General features: G+C 45.8%; 14 protein-coding genes. 11 read left to right on the top strand and 3 right to left on the bottom strand.

What is annotated here, in order from left to right; genetic code table 11:
• Nucleotides 1–102 precede the first annotated feature (102 nt).
• Nucleotides 103–267 carry a hypothetical protein gene (locus ACXAFQ_RS12750; RefSeq protein WP_474822721.1) on the top strand — a complete coding sequence of 55 codons (165 nt, stop codon included), beginning with the start codon at nucleotides 103–105 and terminating at the stop codon, nucleotides 265–267.
• Between the two features lie 80 nt (nucleotides 268–347).
• Here ACXAFQ_RS12750 and tolC read toward each other — a convergent pair whose 3' ends face one another.
• Nucleotides 348–1,724, bottom strand: coding sequence for an outer membrane channel protein TolC (gene tolC / locus ACXAFQ_RS12755; protein ID WP_474822723.1), 1,377 nt, complete (start codon nucleotides 1,722–1,724; stop codon nucleotides 348–350).
• Between the two features lie 246 nt (nucleotides 1,725–1,970).
• Here tolC and nudF point away from each other — a divergent pair, with 246 nt between their 5' ends.
• From nudF to ACXAFQ_RS12785, 6 genes are all read left to right on the top strand, one after another.
• Nucleotides 1,971–2,597: an ADP-ribose diphosphatase gene (nudF, locus tag ACXAFQ_RS12760; protein ID WP_474822726.1), complete on the top strand. Its 627-nt coding sequence runs from the start codon at nucleotides 1,971–1,973 to the stop codon at nucleotides 2,595–2,597.
• A 38-nt stretch (nucleotides 2,598–2,635) separates the two neighbouring features.
• On the top strand, nucleotides 2,636–3,031 hold the full coding sequence (locus ACXAFQ_RS12765; RefSeq protein WP_070125514.1) for a DUF1249 domain-containing protein: 396 nt from the start codon (nucleotides 2,636–2,638) through the stop codon (nucleotides 3,029–3,031).
• The gene (locus ACXAFQ_RS12770) at nucleotides 3,031–3,768 is read left to right on the top strand and encodes a metallophosphoesterase family protein (protein ID WP_474822730.1); all 738 of its coding nucleotides are present in this window, start codon (nucleotides 3,031–3,033) and stop codon (nucleotides 3,766–3,768) included. The genes ACXAFQ_RS12765 and ACXAFQ_RS12770 overlap by 1 nt, the downstream gene beginning before the upstream one ends.
• Nucleotides 3,765–4,349, top strand: a complete 585-nt coding sequence (locus ACXAFQ_RS12775) for a YqiA/YcfP family alpha/beta fold hydrolase (RefSeq protein WP_474822734.1) — start codon at nucleotides 3,765–3,767, stop codon at nucleotides 4,347–4,349. The genes ACXAFQ_RS12770 and ACXAFQ_RS12775 overlap by 4 nt, the downstream gene beginning before the upstream one ends.
• 114 nt (nucleotides 4,350–4,463) lie before the next feature.
• Nucleotides 4,464–6,359: a DNA topoisomerase IV subunit B gene (gene parE, locus ACXAFQ_RS12780; RefSeq protein ID WP_474822736.1), complete on the top strand. Its 1,896-nt coding sequence runs from the start codon at nucleotides 4,464–4,466 to the stop codon at nucleotides 6,357–6,359.
• A gap of 495 nt (nucleotides 6,360–6,854) precedes the next feature.
• Nucleotides 6,855–9,803 carry a TonB-dependent receptor gene (locus ACXAFQ_RS12785; protein ID WP_474822738.1) on the top strand — a complete coding sequence of 983 codons (2,949 nt, stop codon included), beginning with the start codon at nucleotides 6,855–6,857 and terminating at the stop codon, nucleotides 9,801–9,803.
• 88 nt (nucleotides 9,804–9,891) lie between these two features.
• On the opposite strand, the gene ACXAFQ_RS12790 is transcribed toward ACXAFQ_RS12785, so the two are convergent.
• Nucleotides 9,892–10,344, bottom strand: coding sequence for a GNAT family N-acetyltransferase (locus ACXAFQ_RS12790; protein ID WP_474822741.1), 453 nt, complete (start codon nucleotides 10,342–10,344; stop codon nucleotides 9,892–9,894).
• Between the two features lie 205 nt (nucleotides 10,345–10,549).
• Between ACXAFQ_RS12790 and ACXAFQ_RS12795 the strand changes: the two genes are divergently transcribed.
• The 3 genes from ACXAFQ_RS12795 (at nucleotide 10,550) to ACXAFQ_RS12805 (ending at nucleotide 18,276) form a co-directional block, all read left to right on the top strand.
• Nucleotides 10,550–12,160, top strand: a complete 1,611-nt coding sequence (locus ACXAFQ_RS12795) for a PAS domain-containing sensor histidine kinase (RefSeq protein WP_474822745.1) — start codon at nucleotides 10,550–10,552, stop codon at nucleotides 12,158–12,160.
• Nucleotides 12,161–12,334: 174 nt separating this feature from the next.
• Nucleotides 12,335–16,810: an EAL domain-containing protein gene (locus tag ACXAFQ_RS12800; RefSeq protein ID WP_474822748.1), complete on the top strand. Its 4,476-nt coding sequence runs from the start codon at nucleotides 12,335–12,337 to the stop codon at nucleotides 16,808–16,810.
• A gap of 2 nt (nucleotides 16,811–16,812) precedes the next feature.
• Nucleotides 16,813–18,276: a GAF domain-containing protein gene (locus tag ACXAFQ_RS12805; protein ID WP_474822752.1), complete on the top strand. Its 1,464-nt coding sequence runs from the start codon at nucleotides 16,813–16,815 to the stop codon at nucleotides 18,274–18,276.
• Nucleotides 18,277–18,412: 136 nt separating this feature from the next.
• On the opposite strand, the gene ACXAFQ_RS12810 is transcribed toward ACXAFQ_RS12805, so the two are convergent.
• Complete coding sequence (locus ACXAFQ_RS12810; protein WP_474822754.1) at nucleotides 18,413–19,591, bottom strand: GGDEF domain-containing protein; 1,179 nt, start codon at nucleotides 19,589–19,591, stop codon at nucleotides 18,413–18,415.
• 169 nt (nucleotides 19,592–19,760) lie between these two features.
• Between ACXAFQ_RS12810 and ACXAFQ_RS12815 the strand changes: the two genes are divergently transcribed.
• Complete coding sequence (locus tag ACXAFQ_RS12815) at nucleotides 19,761–20,432, top strand: HAD family hydrolase (protein ID WP_474822757.1); 672 nt, start codon at nucleotides 19,761–19,763, stop codon at nucleotides 20,430–20,432.
• The last annotated feature ends 10 nt before the right edge of the window (nucleotides 20,433–20,442 follow it).

A 20,442-nucleotide genomic window follows, 5' to 3' on the forward strand; every position in this document is an offset into this window, starting at 1 on the left:
AAATTACTACTAAGGTATAAAAATTAAGAATCAAGAGTGTTTCAAAAAAGCGGTGTGATTTCCTACAATGAACGCAGTAGTACACTGTTTGAGGAATGTATAATGGATGACTCTCTGGCACGCTTGCAAGGAAAATTAAAAGACACCAGTGAAAAACTGGAAAACTATAATCGCAGTAAAGAGCAAGCCGCCACACTGAAAAATGAATTGAGTGAGTTACTTAAATTGCTGGAAAGTCTTCCCGGCCGCCAGGGTGAGGCCGTTTAGGCTAAGAACGCTGTGAAACTCACACAAAAAAGCCGCTTATCGAAATGCTTCGTTAAGCGGCTTTTTTAATGCAATCCGTATCAGCCTTCAGATTGTTGTGGCTGCAAACCTTTATTAATGGTTTCAATGTCCATCGCGGTTAGCGTACCGGCAGCTTGTTTCAAGCTCACTACGGCCTGAATAAAGTCATAACGGGCGCCAGACAGGTTACGACGGGCATCAAACAAGTTCTGTGTGCTGTCGAGCACGTCAACAATAGTACGTGTACCCACATCAAACCCGGCTTCCGTTGCTTCCAATGCACTTTGTGCAGAAACAACCGCTTGCTCTAAAGCGCGGATAGTCGACATTGCCGCTTTCACATCGTTAAACGAGCTACGAATAGACTGCACAGTTTGGCGATAGGTCAGTTCTAAATCCTGACTAGCAGAGATGTAGTTAAACTTCGCTTGTTCTGTTTGACCAGATACACGCAGACCCTGGAAGATAGGCACGTTCAACTGAACGCCAACGCTGTAGCTGTCCAGATACGGCGTGGTGTTGTCGACAACAGTTGTTGGCGTTGTTGTCACACTATGTGTTTTGTCTTTGCCGGCAGATGCAGTTAAGTCTAATGTCGGCAGGTGCCCTGCACGAGCAGAGGCAATGTCTTCTTTAGCAATATCCATCGCCAAACGATTCACCAGCATTGCCAGGTTTTTCTCTTCGGCGGTATCCAGCCACTCTTCTGGTGACGCCGGTTGCGGCATGGTGGCAGAGAATTTCTCGGTGTTCAGTTCAAACAGCTTGTCGTGATATTTACCTGAAATTACGCGCAGTGCTTCAAGAGCAAGTTCAACCGCGTTGCTGGCCTGAATTTCATCGGCCTCAGTTAAATCGTAATTTGCTTGTGCTTCATGCACGTCAGTAATGGCAGTCAGGCCTACTTCAAAACGCTGTTTGGTTTGCTCCAGCTGACGGCCAATGGCGCTTTTCTGGGATTTCACGAATTCCAGATTGTCTTTGGCACGCAAAACATCGAAGTATGCAGTGGTAACACGAACAATCAATTCCTGCATGGCTGACGCCAGTTGCGCATCGCTTTGCTCTGCCACTTTTTCAGCGCGGTCCAAACCAACCCAGTTCGCATGATCATACAGCGACATAGACAGATTCAACCCGAAGCTGGTGTTATCGCTGTCTGAATCGATAGAGATAATACCTTCACCTAAAAACTGCGCACGCTCAGATGATGACGTTGTATAACCAACGGTACCTGAAATCTGCGGCAGCAGGTTTGCACGGCTGATGGTGATGCCGGAAAACGCAGCGTCACGCTGTGCTTTCGCTTGGTTAACCACCGGATCGTTTGCCAATGCTTGTTGATAAACTTGTAAAAGGTCGTCTGCAAATGCCGTTGCTGGTACACCCGCGGTGATACCTAATCCAACCACCAACGAGATGAGTGTTCGTTTCATTAATGTGCCTTCCTGTAATTATTGACGGCCTACGTTTTCATAATGTAATGAAGTGTATGAAATCACTTCGTAAACCGGTAGTCTGTTCTGGTAACAGGGCATGTTTAACTGTAACAGAATATGTTACCACCACTTTCCGCTAATAAGCTAAAGTGTGGAATTTGCCAGACAACCTCAATATTGCCTGCCTGATTAAAATTAGTTCGGACAGTATAATATGTCTTTTACATGCGAGAGTGAATGTAAATGAACAAAAAAATCGAGACATTTAACTCAAACGATATACAGATTGAAGCAAAAACCCCACTTTATCAGGGGTTCTTCAAGATGGTGCGTTACGATTTCCGGCACCGACTTTTTGCCGGAGGCTGGAGTGATATCGTTAAACGAGAAATCTTTGAGCGCGGCCATGCGGTTGCAGTATTACCCTACGATCCTGTCACCAAAGAATTTGTGCTTATTGAGCAAATTCGCATAGGTGCGCTGGCGACCAGCGATAATCCCTGGCTAATTGAAGTGATTGCCGGAGTGATCGATGAGGGTGAGACCATCCACGACGTTTGCTGTCGAGAAGCTGAGGAAGAAGCTGGTATTACCTTGCAGAACGTGACCCGTGCGATGAGTTATCTGGCCAGCCCAGGCGGTACCACAGAGCGTATTCATATTTTTATGGCCACTACCGATTCCACCACGGCCAGCGGCATTCACGGCCTGGATCACGAAGGTGAAGATATTCGCGTACATCGTGTTGCTGAAGAAGATGCCCTTGAATGGCTGGAAAGTGGCCGCATTGACAACGCAGCAACCATAATTGCGCTACAATGGTTCTTCATGCATAAACAAAAGCTATTGAAAGACTGGAGTCAGGTTTGAGTCAGACAACGCGAAAATACGTACCACATTTACCAAGCATGCAGGCATTGTGCGAGCTGAATTACAGCCGTCTAATGAAGCTGCTGCCGGATTGTGATACGGAAACGCTTGTTTATCAATTTACTATTGCCGACCGCTTCACCTACCAGATCCGCATTGATGAGTCTGCGAGATACACCTCTACACTCACCATCGAACAAAATAACGCGGGCGCCCCCGATTATATGAAACCGTCGATGTCGGTGCGTTTGTATCACGATGCGCGTATGGCGGAAGTGATCACCAGTCAAAATACCGGGGCCTTTGCGCCGTCTTACGAATACCCGAACAACAAAATGCGTCAGCGCAACGAAAAGCTGATGATTAATATCTTTCTCGCTGAGTGGCTACAATTCTGCATGAAGAATAAGCCGACTGTGTCAGCGCCGGTGTAATGCGCCTCGTTCAGATATCTGACTGCCATTTACTGGCGGATACACAGCTCGCCCTTTACGATGTGAACCCTTATGAAAGTCTAGAGCGGGTACTGTCGCTGATAGCGCAAAACCCGCCTCAAGCCCTCATCGCTACCGGCGATATCAGCGGTGATGACAGCCCTGAAAGCTATGGCCACTTTATTACACTGATGTCTCGCTACTTGCCTGCCTGTGACTGGCGGGTAATAGCAGGAAATCACGACAGCAATACCCAATTCCTGCCATCGTTTAGTGGTAATGTGCTAGAGGCGGGACGTAGCTGGACGTTAGGAGAGTGGCGTATCCACGGGCTCGATACCCGTTTCGTCGACGCCAGAGGCAAGGTGCAAAGCGAGGAGTTAGCTGCGGTGGGTAATGATATTGTTGCTCATCAGAAGGCCAGTCATTTACTGGCGCTACACCATAACCCAGTAATCACTAATAGTTGGATGGACAAGCATTTGCTGGAAAATGCCGATGCCCTGAAAGCCTGGCTGTCGAACTACCCGCAAATTGCCGGTATTATCCATGGCCACATTCATGCCGAAACTGAAACTACATTTGCGGGTGTGCCCGTAGTATCGGTGCCGTCTACCTGTTGGCAATGGGATTTAGCGCCCGAGTTTGCTGTAGACGACGCGGCGCCAGGTTTCAGAGAAATTAGCCTGTCGCCCGACGGCAAATGGACATCAACAATCAGGAGAGTCGATCAGTGAGCCACGTGTTGTACCTGCATGGTTTTTTAAGTTCCCCAAAATCCGTCAAAGCGCAGCAAACGCTGGCTTGGTGTACTGAACACCGCCCAGATATTACGCTGCACATTCCTCAGCTATCGAACTACCCGTCGGAAGTGGGCGAGCAATTAAAAGCGTATTTGAAGAATCATCCACAGTTATTAGAAAATGGCTTACGGGCCATCGGTAGCTCCATGGGCGGTTACCTTTCCAGTTGGCTGGTAGAGCAGTTTGGCGGCAAAGCGGTATTGGTCAATCCGGCAGTGCGTCCTTATGAGTTGCTAATCGATTTTGTTGGTGAACACGTTAATCCGTATACCCGCGAGCCGTTTTCAATTGTAAAAGAAGACATGGCTGTGCTGAAAGCGCTGGAACATGAGCAACTGGCGCACCCGGAAAACTACATGGTGTTATTGCAAACCGGTGATGAAACACTCGATTACCGGCAGGCAAGAGCAAGATATGCGCGCAGTAGTCTGTTAATTGAACACGGTGGTGACCACAGCTTTGTGGACTACGACAAACATCTGCCCGCCATCTTTGAGTTTCTCGACGGCCGCTAAAACAGTGCGCGTTGAGGAATTGCCCGGCTCCCTGATGCCTGCTAACATCGAGTAAAAATCGTGACACGCCAGTGTCTATAATAATTAGCGTCTATCTTTAAAAAAAGCAGTCTTATGTCGAACCAGTATAATTCCGAAGCGATTGAAGTCCTTAATGGGCTGGAGCCGGTGAAACGCCGTCCCGGCATGTACACTGACACTATGCGTCCTAACCACTTAGGTCAGGAAGTGATTGATAACAGTGTGGATGAAGCACTGGCCGGGCATGCTACAAATATTAAAGTAATCCTGCATGAAGACCAGTCACTGGAAGTTATCGACGACGGTCGTGGTATGCCGGTGGATATTCACCCGGAAGAGAAAATTTCCGGTGTGGAACTGATCATGTCCAAACTGCACGCGGGCGGTAAATTTTCCAATAAAAACTACGCGTTCTCTGGTGGTTTACACGGCGTAGGTATTTCGGTGGTAAATGCCTTGTCTACCCGTGTGGAAGTGGTTATCCGCCGCGACAGCAACGTGTATCAGATAGACTTCGCCAATGGTGACAAAGTTGAAGAATTGCGTGTTATCGATACCTGTGGTCGTCGCAATACCGGTACACGGGTGCGATTCTGGCCCGATCCGCAATATTTCGATTCGGCAAAATTCTCGGTATCACGTCTTGTGCACAACCTTCGTGCAAAAGCGGTTCTATGCCCCGGCCTGCGCATTCGCTTCGATAACAAAATAAGCGGCGAAAGTACCGAATGGCACTTTGAAGATGGACTGAAAGATTACCTGTATCAATCGGTACAGGAGTTTGAAACCGTACCCGCAGATTCGCCGTTTGTTGGCGCGTTTTCTAGTAACACGGAAGCGGCTGACTGGGCAGTAATCTGGCTGCCGGAAGGTGGTGAACTGGTTACTGAAAGCTATGTGAACCTTATTCCTACCGCGCAGGGCGGGACCCACGTTAATGGTTTACGTCAGGGCTTGTTGGAGTCTATGCGCGAGTTCTGTGAATTCCGCAACCTAATGCCACGGGGCGTGAAGCTGTCTCCAGATGATATTTGGGATCGCTGTGCTTACATACTGTCGACCAAAATGCAGGACCCACAGTTTGCTGGTCAGACAAAGGAGCGACTTTCCAGCCGTCAGGCCTCTGCCTTTGTTTCCGGTGTGGTAAAAGATGCGTTTAGTCTGTGGCTGAACCAGCATACTGATATCGCCGAAGCGCTGGCTGAAATGTGTATCAGTAATGCTCAGCGTCGTTTGCGCCAGAATAAGAAAGTGGCTCGTAAAAAGGTAACACAGGGGCCCGCGCTGCCAGGTAAGCTTACCGATTGCTCCTCGCAAGATATCTCCCAGTCAGAACTCTTTTTGGTGGAAGGGGATTCAGCCGGTGGTTCTGCTAAGCAAGCCCGCGACCGTGAGTTTCAGGCCATCATGCCGCTACGGGGTAAAATCCTAAATAGCTGGGAAGTGGATTCCTCACAAGTACTCGGTTCGCAGGAAATCCACGATATTTCCGTCGCTCTGGGTATCGACCCCGACTCTTACGATTTATCCGGTTTACGTTACGGTAAAATTTGTATTCTTGCCGATGCCGATTCCGACGGACTGCACATTGCTACCTTGCTGTGTGCCCTGTTTGTACGCCATTTCCGTGCCCTTGTTAATGCAGGTCACGTGTATGTTGCTATGCCGCCGCTATTCCGTATCGACGTAGGTAAAGAGGTGTATTACGCGCTGGATGAAAGCGAAAAGCAGGGCATTCTGGACCGTATTGAAGCTGAGAAAAAACGGGGCAAGGTGAATGTTCAACGCTTTAAAGGTTTGGGTGAGATGAACCCGCTTCAGTTGCGTGAAACTACGATGGACCCTAACACACGCCGTTTAGTGCAACTCACCATAGATGATGACACGTCCATGCTGGAAATGATGGATATGTTACTTGCTAAGAAGCGTTCCGGTGACCGTAAAACCTGGCTAGAAAGCAAAGGCAACATGGCTGAAGTGGTGTCGTAAAACGAATATTCATCACAGGTATCTTTTAAAACCCGGTTTAATCACCGGGTTTTTTGTTTTCTGAACCTTGAATAAATATCTTTTTAATTGTTTTAAAAATGTTATCAGAATAATTCTCTAAAAATTATTAATATGACTTTTGTCTTACTCTACATTGCTTAATAAGCTGTTAAGTAAAATTTAATCATTTCGGAAGAATCAAGTCATTAAGTTAGATGAAATTTATAAGTGTATGAATATATATGGTTTTAATAATATTTCATTTTGATTTAATAAGCTTTTACGACTCGATAATTAATCTAGAAGAAAAAAGATTAAAAAAGTTAAAGTGCGTTTTTTCTGAGGTGGAAATGCTTTTTTGATTTTATTTTGCTCGATCTTTACATTCCTAATTGACAATTAAAAATGCCAGCGATAATTATAAATGTGTGAACCTGGACACAAAATAAAAATAATAAAAAGCAAAAGTTAATAAATAACTACAGGGAAATAATAATGAAACACAGAAAAACACTCGTGGCAGCAAGTGTTGCAAGCTTGTTGGCATTATCAAGCCAGGTTTATGCAGCAGGTGGTACATTAAAAATTCAGGTGACGAATTCAGATGGCTTACCTGTAGCAGGTGCAACCGTATCGGTTAAATCTCCTGACACACTTACATCAAGAACCGCGACGACAGATGAAAATGGTTTACTTCGCGTTGCTGCGTTAGACCCCGCACGCAACTATACAATCTCAATTGAAGAGGATGGTTACCTCACCGTCAATAAAGAGAATGTCATCGTTGTTTCGGACAAGGTTTTCGAACTCGATTATATCCTTGCCACCTCCGAGCAAGACTATGAAAAAATTGCCGTAACCGGCAGCAGAACTGCTACCTATATCGATACCACGTCATCTACGGTTGGTATGGATATTACGTTAGATCTCACTGAATCGTTACCTACCGGTCGTGATTATCAAAGCTATCTTCAACTTGCACCCGGTACCAAGCCTTCAGCTTCTGGTAACCCATCGTCTAAATCGGGTGTGAACTATTCTGATATTGGGGGAACGATAGGAAGCTCTAGCGATAACGTTTACTATCTCGACGGCATCGATACCACGGATGCGAACTCAGGTGGCTTTGGTTCGAATATTAACTCAGAAATTATTCAGGAACAGCGGGTACTCACCGGCGGTATTCCTGCAAAGTATGCGGGTGGTACCGGTCTGGTTTCTATCGTAAATACCAAGTCTGGCGGTAATGAATTCAGTGGTTCGGTGAACTATTATCTGCAGAACGACAGCCTGGTAGGTGACAACGATCACACTGAAGGTGCGCAATTCTCAACATACGATACGGCCGTTACCCTCGGTGGTCCGATTATCAAAGATGAACTGTGGTTTTTTGCCTCCTATCAAAAGAAAAACCGACAAGACGATTTGTATACCGAAGATGGTGTTTTCGCTCGTTCAGTCGAAGAGGATTCTGATTTGGGCTTTTTTAAGCTCACATGGCAAGCCACCGATCGTGATATGCTGGAAGTGTCGTGGTTTAACGATCCACGAGAAGTATCCGGTTCGAGCGATCCTAATGTATTGAACAACCGGGACTCATCAAATAAGTACGGCGGTGACAACTACAAAATTGAATATACTCACTCATGGGATGATTTAATTGTTTCACTGAAAGCATCAAAGCATGAAAAAGAGAGCTCCGTAAACGCCGCGTATACTGACACCCGAAACGATATCGCTTACTTGAATTACGATGCTACCCAGGAAGAAACGGACCAGGGTGGGTTGGGAACCAACAACGAGCAGCACCGTAATCGTGAACAATACAACGCTGATCTTACTTATTATTATGACACCTCCTATGGCCTTCACACCATTGAAGCCGGTTACGGTTTAGTAAAAAATACCTTGGAGCAGGACTCTACTTATACCGGTGATGGTCAGTACACTTCAATTGGTGCAAACAGCGCTGGTGCCACGCTGGGAAGTTACACATCTGGTATCGGGTGGCAGGGGACTATCGATCTTTCCGAAGGCGACTACGCACGCATCATCGAAAACATGGAAGGTTCAGCCGATTACAGCTATTACCAGGGGCTGCTCGACACAGACGGCAGTGGCGTTATTTCGTCTGACGAACTGGCGAGTTTGGTATTCAATAGTACGGCGGGCAATCCCACCGGCGATGTTAATGTTTATCGTATTATCATGACGCAAACAGCACCGGTAGAGATGAGAAGTGAAGGGCAAACGGCATACGTTCAAGACACGCTCACTTTGGACCAACTTTCTATTACCGCCGGTATTCGTGCCGAGAAGTGGGAACACTATGGATCTAACGATGCCAAGATTGCCACTTTCGACTGGGAAATCGCGCCGCGTCTAAGCTTGTCTTATGATTTGTTCGGTGATGGCGCCAGCAAGGTATTTGGTTTCTACGGTCGTTATTACGATCCTGTTCGTACCAATATGACAAACTTTGCTGGTAACGTGACAGGGCCGGTTCGTGAAGAGCAAATATATGCAGGCGACCGTTGGTTAACATTCCGTACCCGTGGTGGCGAGAGTGGTCAGGATGCGTTCTTCGCGCCAACCACAAAAACACCTTACACCGACGAATACATGATCGGTTATGCCACGGCGCTTAACGAAGAGTACGCAGTCGAAGTAACCTACACTGAACGTAAAACACGCGATATCCTCGAAGACTACGACTTGGGCGTATATACACAGGATCTTGCGGGTACGTCGCTGGAACTACCATTATCTTACTTTGGTTACGATGAAATTCCTGATTCGAACTACGTTATTGCCACGTTGGAAGGCGGTGAGCGTGACTATAAGGGTTATGAAATTTCTTTCCGTCGTAACCGTATTGATAACTGGCAGGCTTATGCGTCATTAACTTATAACGATGCAGCGGGTAACACCAACTCAGACAGTAATGCTGACTTACAGGGTGACTTAATCTGGATGGACCCTCGTGCGCCGGGCATGTATGGTGATCAGCCGGGTAATATTGAGTACCTGTTCAAAGCTTATGGTACTTACTATTTCGACAACGGTATTGAAGTCGGGGCAGTGTATAACTGGAATTCAGGTTTCACCTACAGTGCCACTTCTCTTTTGTATAGCCGTCATGTCCCTTTACGTGTAGATGAAGCTTATGACTTTGGTGGTTACAGCGACCGCTGGGCGCAAGAAGGCGTCGTGGGTAGTCAGGAAAGTGACTCCTACGGTACCTTGGATGTTCGGGTGAAATACACCTATGAATTTGATTTTGCTAAAGCAGAATTCTTCCTGGATATCTTTAACGTGCTTGACGACCAAGCGGGTATTCAACAAATGGACGTTGTAGCCGGAGATTTAGGTTATGAGTTCGGTGAAGATATCGACTGGGTTGAGCCTCGACGGTTCTATCTGGGCGCTCGTCTTACCTTCTGATCGATAAAGACTTTTTATCTGACAATATTGGAAGCCGGTTATGATTGATATGACCGGCTTTTCTATTCTGTGATTAAACCTTAAACCTTCACTTCGTCAATTTCATATCAATATGCGGAATACCATCTTCCATATACATGGTGGAGGTGGCTTCGAAACCATATTTTTTATAATAGGCGGCGAGGTATTCCTGAGCGCCGATTTCAATGCTTAGTCCTGGCCATGTTTGCTCGCATACTTCGAGGGCTTTACCGATTAGTTCGTGCCCCAGTCCATTTCCGCGATGACGGGCTACCGTTAATACGCGTCCAATACTCACCGAGGGAAAGCTTAGTCCTGGCGGCAGCAAACGGGCGTAAGCGGCTATCTCATTGTTGGCAAAGCCCACAAGATGAAGCGTATCGGGATGGATATCTTTTTCATCCAGTTCCGGGTACGGGCAGCTTTGTTCCACCACAAAGACATCAACCCGTTCCTTCATAATGTTAAAGACCTGCGTTGTAGATAAGTCTGAAAAATGAATGGCTTGCCATGTAAGCATTACTTTAAACCTGTGAAGAATATTGCACTGACTGTAGCAGTCTTTACTCGGCGCGTCACCACCATCCAGGCTTGTAAACACTGGCGGTTTTGCGCTTCTCTGCTAGGTTTTATTGGTAGTCCTGTCTCGTAGATGAACGCGTAAATTCACTGTCAATGAGGCTTTGTTGATGGCGCTAAGTGAAAAACCGAATGGAAAGTAAAAGATGAGTGATCAGAGTGGGTTTGAAACTGTATTTAGAGACTCCATGGACGGGCTGGCAATTCTTAAAAACGACATTTTTGTCGATTGTAATCAATCAATGCTGAATATCGTCGGCGCAACACGACCTGAACAATTTGTTGGTCATACGCCTGCTGAGTTTTCCCCGCCGTTCCAACCTGACGGCATGTCATCTGCTGAAAAAGCAGAAATAATGATTAGTCAATGCATCGATTTAGGTTGTACACGTTTTGAGTGGGTGCATATAAAAGTGGATGGCACGGAATTCTGGGCGGATGTGTTGCTGACAAAAATGACGCTGGATGGTGAAGATGTGATTCATACTAGCTGGCGGGATATTTCCGAAAAAAAGTTGCTCGAACTCGAAACGCATAAGCAAAAGCTCACCTTCGAAACACTGTTTAATGATTCATTAGATGGCTTGTGCCTGTTAACCAAAGAAGCCTATATCGATTGTAATCCGGCCTTTGTCGAGCTGTTTGGTTTCAAGGAGAAAAGCGAAGTCATTGGCATTACGCCCATCGATATTTCTCCTGAATACCAGCCCGATGGTCAAACATCACTGAATAAAGCGACGGCAATTATCCAAACGGCCTTCTCAGAAGGAAAGATACGTTTTGAGTGGATGCATCAGAAGCTTGATGGCACTGAGTTTTGGTGTGAAATTGTGTTGTTTAAGATTACGGTTGAAGACCAAGAGGTACTCTATGCGAGTACCCGAGATATTTCAGAGAAGAAGGAGCTGGAAATTGCGCTTCAACGGAGTTTCGATGAAGTAAAAACATCGAATCACGAACTGGAAGATATGCTGGAAAACCTGCAGCAGACACAGGAGAAGCTGGTTGAATCGGAAAAAATGGCGAGTTTGGGGTCGTTAGTAGCCGGTGTTGCCCATGAAATTAACACCCCTGTAGGAATCGCGCTAACCGGCACAACACAACTCATGGAGGAAAGCCGGGATATAGCGCAGCGGTATGAGGAAGGGGCCATAACGGAGGACGACTTCGAGGAATTCCTTTCAATGGCCAACGAGCTATCTGAATTGGTAAAGAAGAACCTGCAGCGCACGGCACAGTTAGTGAAAAGCTTCAAACAAGTTGCCGTAGACCAGACATCGGAAGAAGATCGGGAGATAAACTTTAAGGTGTATTGTGAAGAGGTGATTTCAAGCTTGGCTTCCGTCGTCAGAAAAGGCCAGGCAAAAGTGTCGCTGGATTGCCCCGATGACATTCAAATTATGACCAACCCCGGCTTACTCGCACAAGTGCTAACTAACTTGATTGTTAACTCAATCAATCACGGGTTTAGCGAAAGTACTGGCGGCAGCATCTATCTGCAAATTCGCGAGCACGAAGAAGGTGAAATATCGATCGTGTATAAAGATGATGGCAAAGGCATCAGCAAAGAAAATTTGCAGAAAATCTTCGACCCGTTTTTTACCACTAATCGCGGAAAGGGCGGCACAGGGTTAGGGCTTAATATTACTTATAACATCATTACCAGCGCCCTCGGCGGCAGTATCAAATGTACCAGTGTTGAAGGAGAGGGGGTGGAGTTTGCTATTCAGTTTCGGGCGAAAAACACGCTTTGTTAGTGAAGTATCTCTAAATCCTCGAATATTGCTTACTATAAATGAGTAGCGATGCAAGTGGTCGTGTAGCATAGTATATATTCAACATTATTGTTGAAATTAGAAATTTAAAAGTTCTAATCAAAATCAAACGGAGAGGGTGACTGTTTAAACGTGCAGTTACTGAGGGAGACAGTAATGGTTCACGACACCAGCTTACCTTTTATCGCTGGCATTGGTTCATCGGCGGGTGGTATTGAGGCACTTATTGAGTTAGTCAGCAATATACCGCCGGAATTAAATGTATCGTTTATCATTGCTCAACATCTGTCTCCCAGCCATAAAAGCCAGATGGCAGAAATCCTGTCTAGAGAAACCCCGCTCCCGGTCATTGAAATCACCGATGGCTGTCGTGTAGAAAAAGGCAAAATCTATATTGCGCCCTCAGGCAATCATATTCGTTATCGCAACGGTCATATTTACCTGCAAAATGAACCCGTACAAATTTCGCCAAAGCCTTCCGTTAATGTATTACTTGAAAGTCTTGCCGATGAAATTGGTGACCATGCCATCGGTATTATACTTTCCGGTACGGGGAGCGACGGCACGCTCGGTTTAAAGGCGGTTAAAAGTGTGGGTGGCTTCACCATCGTGCAAGACCCTGATTCGGCTAAATACGATGGTATGCCTTCATCTGCTATCTCCGCTATGCCCGTAGACAAAATTGTTTCACCGGATGCGATGGCTAATGAAGTTGCGAATTTCGTTAATAATATCAGTGATGACTTTCTTCCAAAATCCCATGATGTGCGGGAAAAGTTGCTAAACACCATGTTTGAACTGATTCGCGCAGAAACCAAGATAGATTTTGGATTTTATAAACGCTCAACGCTGTTGCGACGGATTAATCGTCGAGTTATTTATACCAATACGGCAACACTTGAAGCCTATCTTGAGATCCTCAAAGAGAATACTGAAGAAATTCATGCACTCTCAAAAGAACTATTGATATCAGTGACTAATTTCTTCAGAGATAGCACGGCATTCAAAGACATCAAGTACTACATCAGTGAAATAGTCAGAGATAAGAAAAATGAAGATAGCATAAGAGTATGGGTGCCGGGCTGCGCTACCGGAGAAGAAGCGTACTCTATCGCTATTTTGTTCATCGACGAATTAAAGAAACAAAATAAAACCTCAGATTTAAGAGTTTTTGCTACCGATATTGATGATCAGGCGTTACAAATTGCTAGGAAAGGGTGTTATAGCGCACACGCTGTTAATGCAGTAGACAACGATATTCTGGAAAAGTACTTCCACTATAGTAGCAACACGTATACCGCTAAGAAGAAGTTACGAGAGCGCATTACCTTTTCCAGACAAGACATTACCCGAGATCCGCCATTTCTTCACCTCGATATGGTGACGTTCCGCAACGTCATGATTTATTTCAATGTCGATTTACAGGCCCGCGTGCTGTCTATTCTGAGATATGCCCTAAATACTGGGGGAATTCTATTCCTTGGTAAATCAGAGTCCATCGGATTGAAAGATGAGCTGTTTGTGCCAGTAGATAGAAAATCCCGCATCTTCAGAGCCAGTTTATCCAATGAAAAGCCGAGTTTGCCCAGAATGGGGGCGCAGTCAGAAAGACAGCCTGCAAAGCAAACAAATGCTGTGGATTACAATAAAGCCGCACTGATAGAAGCCGCGTTGGTGCTGGCAAGCCCATGTATGCTCATCAACGAAAACTTTAAGGTGTTACAAAATCACGGCAACATCAAACCCTTTATTCATATTCCCGATGGTGCTCCAGAATCGAACCTGACGAAGCTTATTGCTCATGCTTTTTCAGCCGAACTGGTGGCAGGCGTTGCAAAAGCAAAACGTACAGGGGATAAGGTGAAAAGCCAGTCTCATGCCATCGAAACTGGCTCCGATGAGCAGTGGTACATGACAATCATGCCTGTTTACGGTATTGATTCAGAAAGGTTTCTGGTGCATTTCTCAAAAGGAAAAAACACCACCGATACGCAATTAAACACCCAAAGCGAAGATGTTGGTGAGTTACTGGCAGCCCGCGAGCAATTGCAAACACTGACGGAGGAAATGGCGGCGTCTGCAGAGGAAATGCAAGCGCTGAATGAAGAAGTGCAAGCTGCTAATGAAGAGTTGCAGGCAAACAACGAAGAGTTGGAAGCCACCAATGAAGAGCTCCACTCAACAAACGAAGAATTGCTTAGCGTAAATGAAGAAAACGCGCGCAAAACTTCAGAGCTTTCTATGATCAATATGGAGCTGGAAAGTACCTACAACACCATTGATTTCCCATTCTTTGTTTTCGATACTGACCTGCGATTAAAGCGTAGCAATGATATTGCAAACCGAAAGTTTCACCTGAATGTGGGAATTTATAAAAAATCTATCCACGAAATGAACCTTCCTGATTACTTCACCGATATTGAAAGGCGTATGCGTGAAACGCTTAGCGGCGGCGGGAAAATGAACTTCATTATTCAGCCTAGCATTGATGAAACGTACAACGTGTTCATAACACCGGTCACCGGAATCGATAAGAAGTCGAGTTGCTTGATTGTTGCACTCATAAATAATTCTGAACTCGTTAAAGCGCATCATCGGGTTGAGAAAAGTCAGGAACAGCTACTGGCTATTATGAACAACTCGTTATCACTGGTGGCATTGAAAGACGCCACCGGTCGCTACGAGTTTGTTAATGCACGCTTTGAAGAGCTGTTTGGCTTAAATAACGAAGAGGTTATTGGAAAAACTGACAAGCAGTTGTTTGATGAGGCGGTAGCTAGAGACCTGCGCGAGCGCGATTTAGAGACAATGCGAACCCTTTTACCGCGCAAAACTGTCGATGAAGTTTTTGGTCCTAAGGGGAAAGTAATATTAGAAAGCGTGCGTTTTCCGGTGTTCGACAGTGAAGGCACAATAAAATCAATCTGTACCCAGGCCAATGATATTTCTGGGGCACGACATGCGAATGATCAACTTAAACTTGCCGGTAAACTGTTTGATCGAGCTGGAGAGGCCATTCTTATTACCGACAGTTCAGCAAATATCGTTACCGCCAACCAGGCTTTTACCGATTTTCTCGGCTATTCAATCAGTGAGCTTTCTGGTTTAAATCCTCGTAAGCTGGCTTCCGGTCAGCATTCCAAGGGGTTCTTTGAAAACATGTATTTCGCGCTGGAAACGATGGGCTATTGGCAGGGCGAAATTATCAACCGACGGAAGTCTGGCGAAGACCTTACTATGTGGCTAACTATCAATGTGGTGAAAGATGCCAGTGGCAGTGTAGTGAATTACGTCGCCACTTATAGCGATATCAACGAAATAAAAAGCGTGCAGCGCAAAATAGAGTTTCTGGCTACCCACGATGAACTTACCAAATTGCCCAGTCGCAATCTGCTGATGGAACGGTTAGATCTGATGCTCAGCCATGCTCGACGACAGGAAACCTTATGTGCCGTGTTGTTTTTTGATCTCGATGATTTTAAAAATATCAACGACAGTCTAGGCCATGATATCGGTGATGAGTTACTCAGGCAGGTTGCTAAGCGGCTGCGCAAATGCATCAGAGATACCGATATTCTTGCCCGTATGGGAGGCGACGAATTTGTTGCGGTGGTAAGTGCTGAAGAGCTAAGCGAAATTAAGGACGTATCCGACCGCATAATCAAAACATTGAGTTCACCCTTTGAAATTATTGAACATACACTCTTTGTCTCGGCCAGTATGGGCATTGCTATTTATCCCGCTGATGGTGATACGAATTTCGCTCTACTGAAAAATGCCGATACGGCAATGTACCGGGCCAAGGAACTCGGCCGTAATCAGTATCAGTACTTTACCGAACAAATGCGCAGCGATGCTGAAGAGAAGATGCAAATAGAGCAGTCGTTGCGGGATGCTTTAAAAGAAAGCTTGTTTGAAGTGGTTTATCAACCCCAAGTTGATACTAAAACAGGTAATGTGATTGGCGCCGAAGCATTATTGCGAGGCCATAATGGCGCGCTAGAGCTTACTTCACCGAGTGCATTCATTGAAGTCGCTGAGAAAGGGCGGCTTATTGATGAAATCGGACTGCATGTATTGTCTAAGATTCTTTCTGACGTACGCAGTTGGCAGGAAGATGGGCTAAGTGTCCCCAACATTTCAGTTAATGTTTCTTCGAAACAGCTAAAAAATAATCGCTTTATTACTCAAGCTAAATTGCTGCTAGATGATTTCTGCGTTAAACCGGAAGTGTTTACCATCGAAGTAACTGAAACTGCCTTGATGGAAAAGGTGGAGAAAAGCATCGAGACTCTTAGTATGCTCAGCGACATGGGCATGAGTATTAGCGTAGATGATTTTGGTGTTGGTCAGTCATCGCTAACTTACTTGCGCAAATTGCCGATAAATGAATTAAAGATTGATCAAAGCTTTATTCGTGGCATGGTACAAGAGCAAGATGATCGTGCCATTACCACAACGATTATTCGAATGGGCCATGCACTGGGTTTGAAAGTGGTTGCCGAGGGTGTAGAAACAAAAGCGCAGTTGGACATTCTACAGCAGGAAAATTGTGATGTCGTGCAGGGCTATCACTTCTTCCGCCCCATGCCTGCCCAAGAATTCCGAGAGTTGATTAAATCCACGGGATAGTTATGGAACAATGCGAGTCAGAAAAGCTCCACCTATCAGGGCAGATTCAGCCCTTTGGGGCTTTTTTGCGCATTGACCCGACGTCAAACGTGGTTACTCATGTCAGTAAGAATATTTCCCAGTTCTGCGATATGCCTTTCGAAGATATACTCGGGAAGTCGATAAGAGATTTGCCCTGGTTTCCTTTGGGAGTATTGTCTGATTTGCCTGATGTTCTTGGCTCTCGCTTATTAGATATCAAGAACAATAGTGCGGGTGAACCGTTGTATTTTCGATTAATCCGTGCTGACAACGCGATCAACGTAGAAATTGAATCACAGGAGCGGAGTGCTTCTACCTCTCGCTATTCACATCAGGATGCTATCTCATACCGATCGTTGCAGGGTGATTGGACTGAGCCGAATTATTTTAATTATCTAACTTCTGTCATCAATCAATATTTACCATTTAATCGAGTAATGCTTTATCGGTTTGAGGAAAGCTGGATTGGCGAAGTTGTGGCAGAATGCAGTAAAGATAATCGCACCTTATATCAAGGGCTGAAATTCCCTGCCTCAGACATCCCTGCTATTGCCAGGCGACTTTATTTTCTGAATCCCTCGCGACTCATTCCCGATGCAACGTCTGAAGCCGTCGATATTGTTGGTCTGAAAGAAAGTGTACCGGACTTAACCTATTCAGATTTACGTAGTGTTTCGCCAGTGCATATTGAATATCTGAGCAATATGCAGGTGCAAGCTTCGCTTTCTATTCCGGTTATTGTATCCGGAGAGCTATGGGGATTAATTGCCTGTCATCACCCTACGCCGTTAAAGGTTGACGTAACGCAGCGAAATGAAACTGAGCGTTTAGTCGCTTCTTTCAGCAGTAGCTTTGGAGCCTTTATTGCGGGTGAACGATTGAAGTGGTTGCGAATGGCTGAAGCAGCGACTAGTCGTCTCAGCCTAGTCCTTACAAACGCAGACGAAGATACACAATTAAAATTGCTGGCAGAGTCAATTAAAACCATGTTTAGCTGCAAAGGGGTGGTGGTGTTTCAAGGTGACGACTATGAATTTTGTGGCTTGTCATCCTGGCGGGAATACCTGGTCTTGTTGAAATATGCAGTTGATAAACATTTACTCGGGAATGTGACTGATATCACCGATATTCGCGAATATATTGCGCAGCCACAAGCGAACTTTCCCATTCGTGGTGTGCTGGTAATGCGCGAGAGCTTTGAGCGTTCTGGAATCACCGCTATGGTTCTTCGACAGGCAGAGGTTATTACAAATGTTTGGGCAGGCAATCCCGATAAATCAATCTTAAAAGCAGATGAAAATGGCTTAATTATGCCTCGAAATTCATTCAAAAAGTGGTCTGAAACTTCCGGTGACAAAGGCGCTCCATGGAGTAAGCTGGATATTCTGATGGCGAAGAAAATTCGCGCAGTCATTCTTGGATTGCAACATCCCACTCTTAGATAACAAAAATTACATGGCTTTGGCTGGACGAACGGGGTCGTGCAGGCGTTTTTCAACATGAAGCAAGCGACTCAGTGAGTCGCTTTCTTGCTAGGACAATGTGTAGCAGCGTTACTTTTTCTGAGGCCATATCATCTCGTTATGCTTTAACCAGCGACAGTTTGTGCTGATTAAACCGTTCGGCTTTGTTACGCCCCCCTTTCTTAGCGCGGTACATCGCATTGTCAGCCCTTTCCAGCACTACGTGCCAATTCAGGTCGTCCGGCTCCATGGCGGCAATGCCCAAGCTAACGGAAAGGGGAATGGTGTCTGTGGGGGTGACAAACGGCGCGGCATGAATTGCTCGACGCACTCTTTCAGCGACGACTTCAATGTCGTTGATTTGCAGGCCCGAAAACATTAACACGAACTCCTCGCCGCCGTGGCGAAAATGATAGTCGTATTCTCGGGTGGCGTCTTTTGCCACGCTAGCGATATGTTTCAAAGCATGGTCGCCAATCAAATGGCCGTAGGTGTCGTTTACCGTTTTAAAATAATCGATATCGAAAGTCACAAAAGCAAACGTGGTTTTGTCGCGTTGACAGCGGGCAAACTCCCGGGCGGCAAATTCGTTCAGTGCATGACGGTTATACCATCCTGAAAGGGCATCAGTTCGAGAAAGGTTTCTAAGTGTCGTTTCACGATGCCATGCATGAATAAATATCACCCCAAGCGTAATTCCTGCATCGTATAAGGTGGTGGCCAGCAAGTTTGTTGTTTGCACAATGTCATCACCGAGATACTTTAGTTTTTCCGGGTAGGACAGCACCATGCCCATATGGACGAGCGTATAAACAATAAATAGGGAAAGTGCGCATCCCGCAGCCCAATATCCTTTTCCCAGTGAAGAGTTTCTAAAACGCCAAAGATGAAAAAGCGATAGCCCATTTAAGGCCATCATCATTGGCAGAATAGCGAGGAACCGAAAGGTAACACTTTCACTTACAAGGGGAGCAAACTGAATCAGAAACACCATGGCACAGATAGAAGCGATGGTGAGGTAAGCATTTTCATTGCGAGTATGTCGAACAATGCCGCTGAAAATGAATCCGTGGGCGGCGATATACATCACATTAGAAAGCACCGGCGATAACAACCAGGGAAGCGTGAAAAACGTCGATACAAGAATTGAGAGGTTACAGCCGAAGAACAGAACACCGGCAATAGCCCAATCGCACATCGCTTTGTTCGTTTTATTTGTGATGTACAGCGACACCAAGGCGGCAGCTGTCATCGCACTGAACATTGCAGTGCTGATTGTCAGAGTTAACAAATCCATTTGATATCCAAAGTGAAGAGAAGCGTATCGGACTCCGTGATACAGGGTGGTAATCTGATGCATAACCCGATGCAATTCAATATCAATGCGATGAATGGGTAATGATTTGTGAAAAAAAACAGGTATTGTAGATATCAACTAAAGGTCTTATTAAGCGGAGCCGGAATTTATGGCCAGTCAACGCGCAGTTAACAAAAACACCCGTGCTATTTTGTTTGATCACGACGGCACCTTGATTGATTCCGAACAGGTCCATTTTACGCTCTGGCAAAGTGTGCTTCGCGACTACGGAGTAGAAATATCAGAAGTGTTTTACGCAGATGTCATGGCGGGGATTCCCGTTTCACAAAATGCTGTTGATGCGGTGAATGCATTTTCGCTGAGCGTTTCACCTGAGCAATTGGCCGCTATTAAACATGCGCGTTCCAATGCGTACCTCGCCAAACAACCCTTCCCGTTAATGCCTCATGCCGTCGACACCATCAAGAAGTGTTATCAAAGCGGGTTCCAACTGGCTATCGTTACGGGCGGAAGTCGTCAATCAGTGGAACGAACGCTGGATGCCCGGGGTATTCGGCATATGATTTCAGTTACGGTAACGGTTGAGGATGTGGAGCACAGTAAACCCGCTCCGGATTGCTACCTTAAAGCCATGAAAATGCTGGGCCGAAAACCCCAAGAATGTGTTGCCGTTGAAGATACGGAACACGGTATGCGTTCGGCGCTAGCCGCAGGGGCCAGCTGCGTGGTTATTCCTACTAGCCATTCTGCGCAGCACGATTTTTCTGGCGCAACAGCACAATATCCGTCCTTGCAAGCCTGGTGGATGATGGAACGCTAGGCAGTTTAGT

This window comes from Alteromonas sp. ABH2_165, from assembly GCF_056159945.1.

Coding starts and splice junctions, on each gene's coding strand:
- ACXAFQ_RS12750 (WP_474822721.1), top strand. CDS start 103: ATGGATGACTCTCTGGCACGCTTGCAAGGAAAATTAAAAGACACCAGT.
- tolC (WP_474822723.1), bottom strand. CDS start 1,724: ATGAAACGAACACTCATCTCGTTGGTGGTTGGATTAGGTATCACCGCG.
- nudF (WP_474822726.1), top strand. CDS start 1,971: ATGAACAAAAAAATCGAGACATTTAACTCAAACGATATACAGATTGAA.
- ACXAFQ_RS12765 (WP_070125514.1), top strand. CDS start 2,636: ATGCAGGCATTGTGCGAGCTGAATTACAGCCGTCTAATGAAGCTGCTG.
- ACXAFQ_RS12770 (WP_474822730.1), top strand. CDS start 3,031: ATGCGCCTCGTTCAGATATCTGACTGCCATTTACTGGCGGATACACAG.
- parE (WP_474822736.1), top strand. CDS start 4,464: ATGTCGAACCAGTATAATTCCGAAGCGATTGAAGTCCTTAATGGGCTG.
- ACXAFQ_RS12785 (WP_474822738.1), top strand. CDS start 6,855: ATGAAACACAGAAAAACACTCGTGGCAGCAAGTGTTGCAAGCTTGTTG.
- ACXAFQ_RS12790 (WP_474822741.1), bottom strand. CDS start 10,344: ATGCTTACATGGCAAGCCATTCATTTTTCAGACTTATCTACAACGCAG.
- ACXAFQ_RS12795 (WP_474822745.1), top strand. CDS start 10,550: ATGAGTGATCAGAGTGGGTTTGAAACTGTATTTAGAGACTCCATGGAC.
- ACXAFQ_RS12800 (WP_474822748.1), top strand. CDS start 12,335: ATGGTTCACGACACCAGCTTACCTTTTATCGCTGGCATTGGTTCATCG.
- ACXAFQ_RS12805 (WP_474822752.1), top strand. CDS start 16,813: ATGGAACAATGCGAGTCAGAAAAGCTCCACCTATCAGGGCAGATTCAG.
- ACXAFQ_RS12810 (WP_474822754.1), bottom strand. CDS start 19,591: ATGGATTTGTTAACTCTGACAATCAGCACTGCAATGTTCAGTGCGATG.
- ACXAFQ_RS12815 (WP_474822757.1), top strand. CDS start 19,761: ATGGCCAGTCAACGCGCAGTTAACAAAAACACCCGTGCTATTTTGTTT.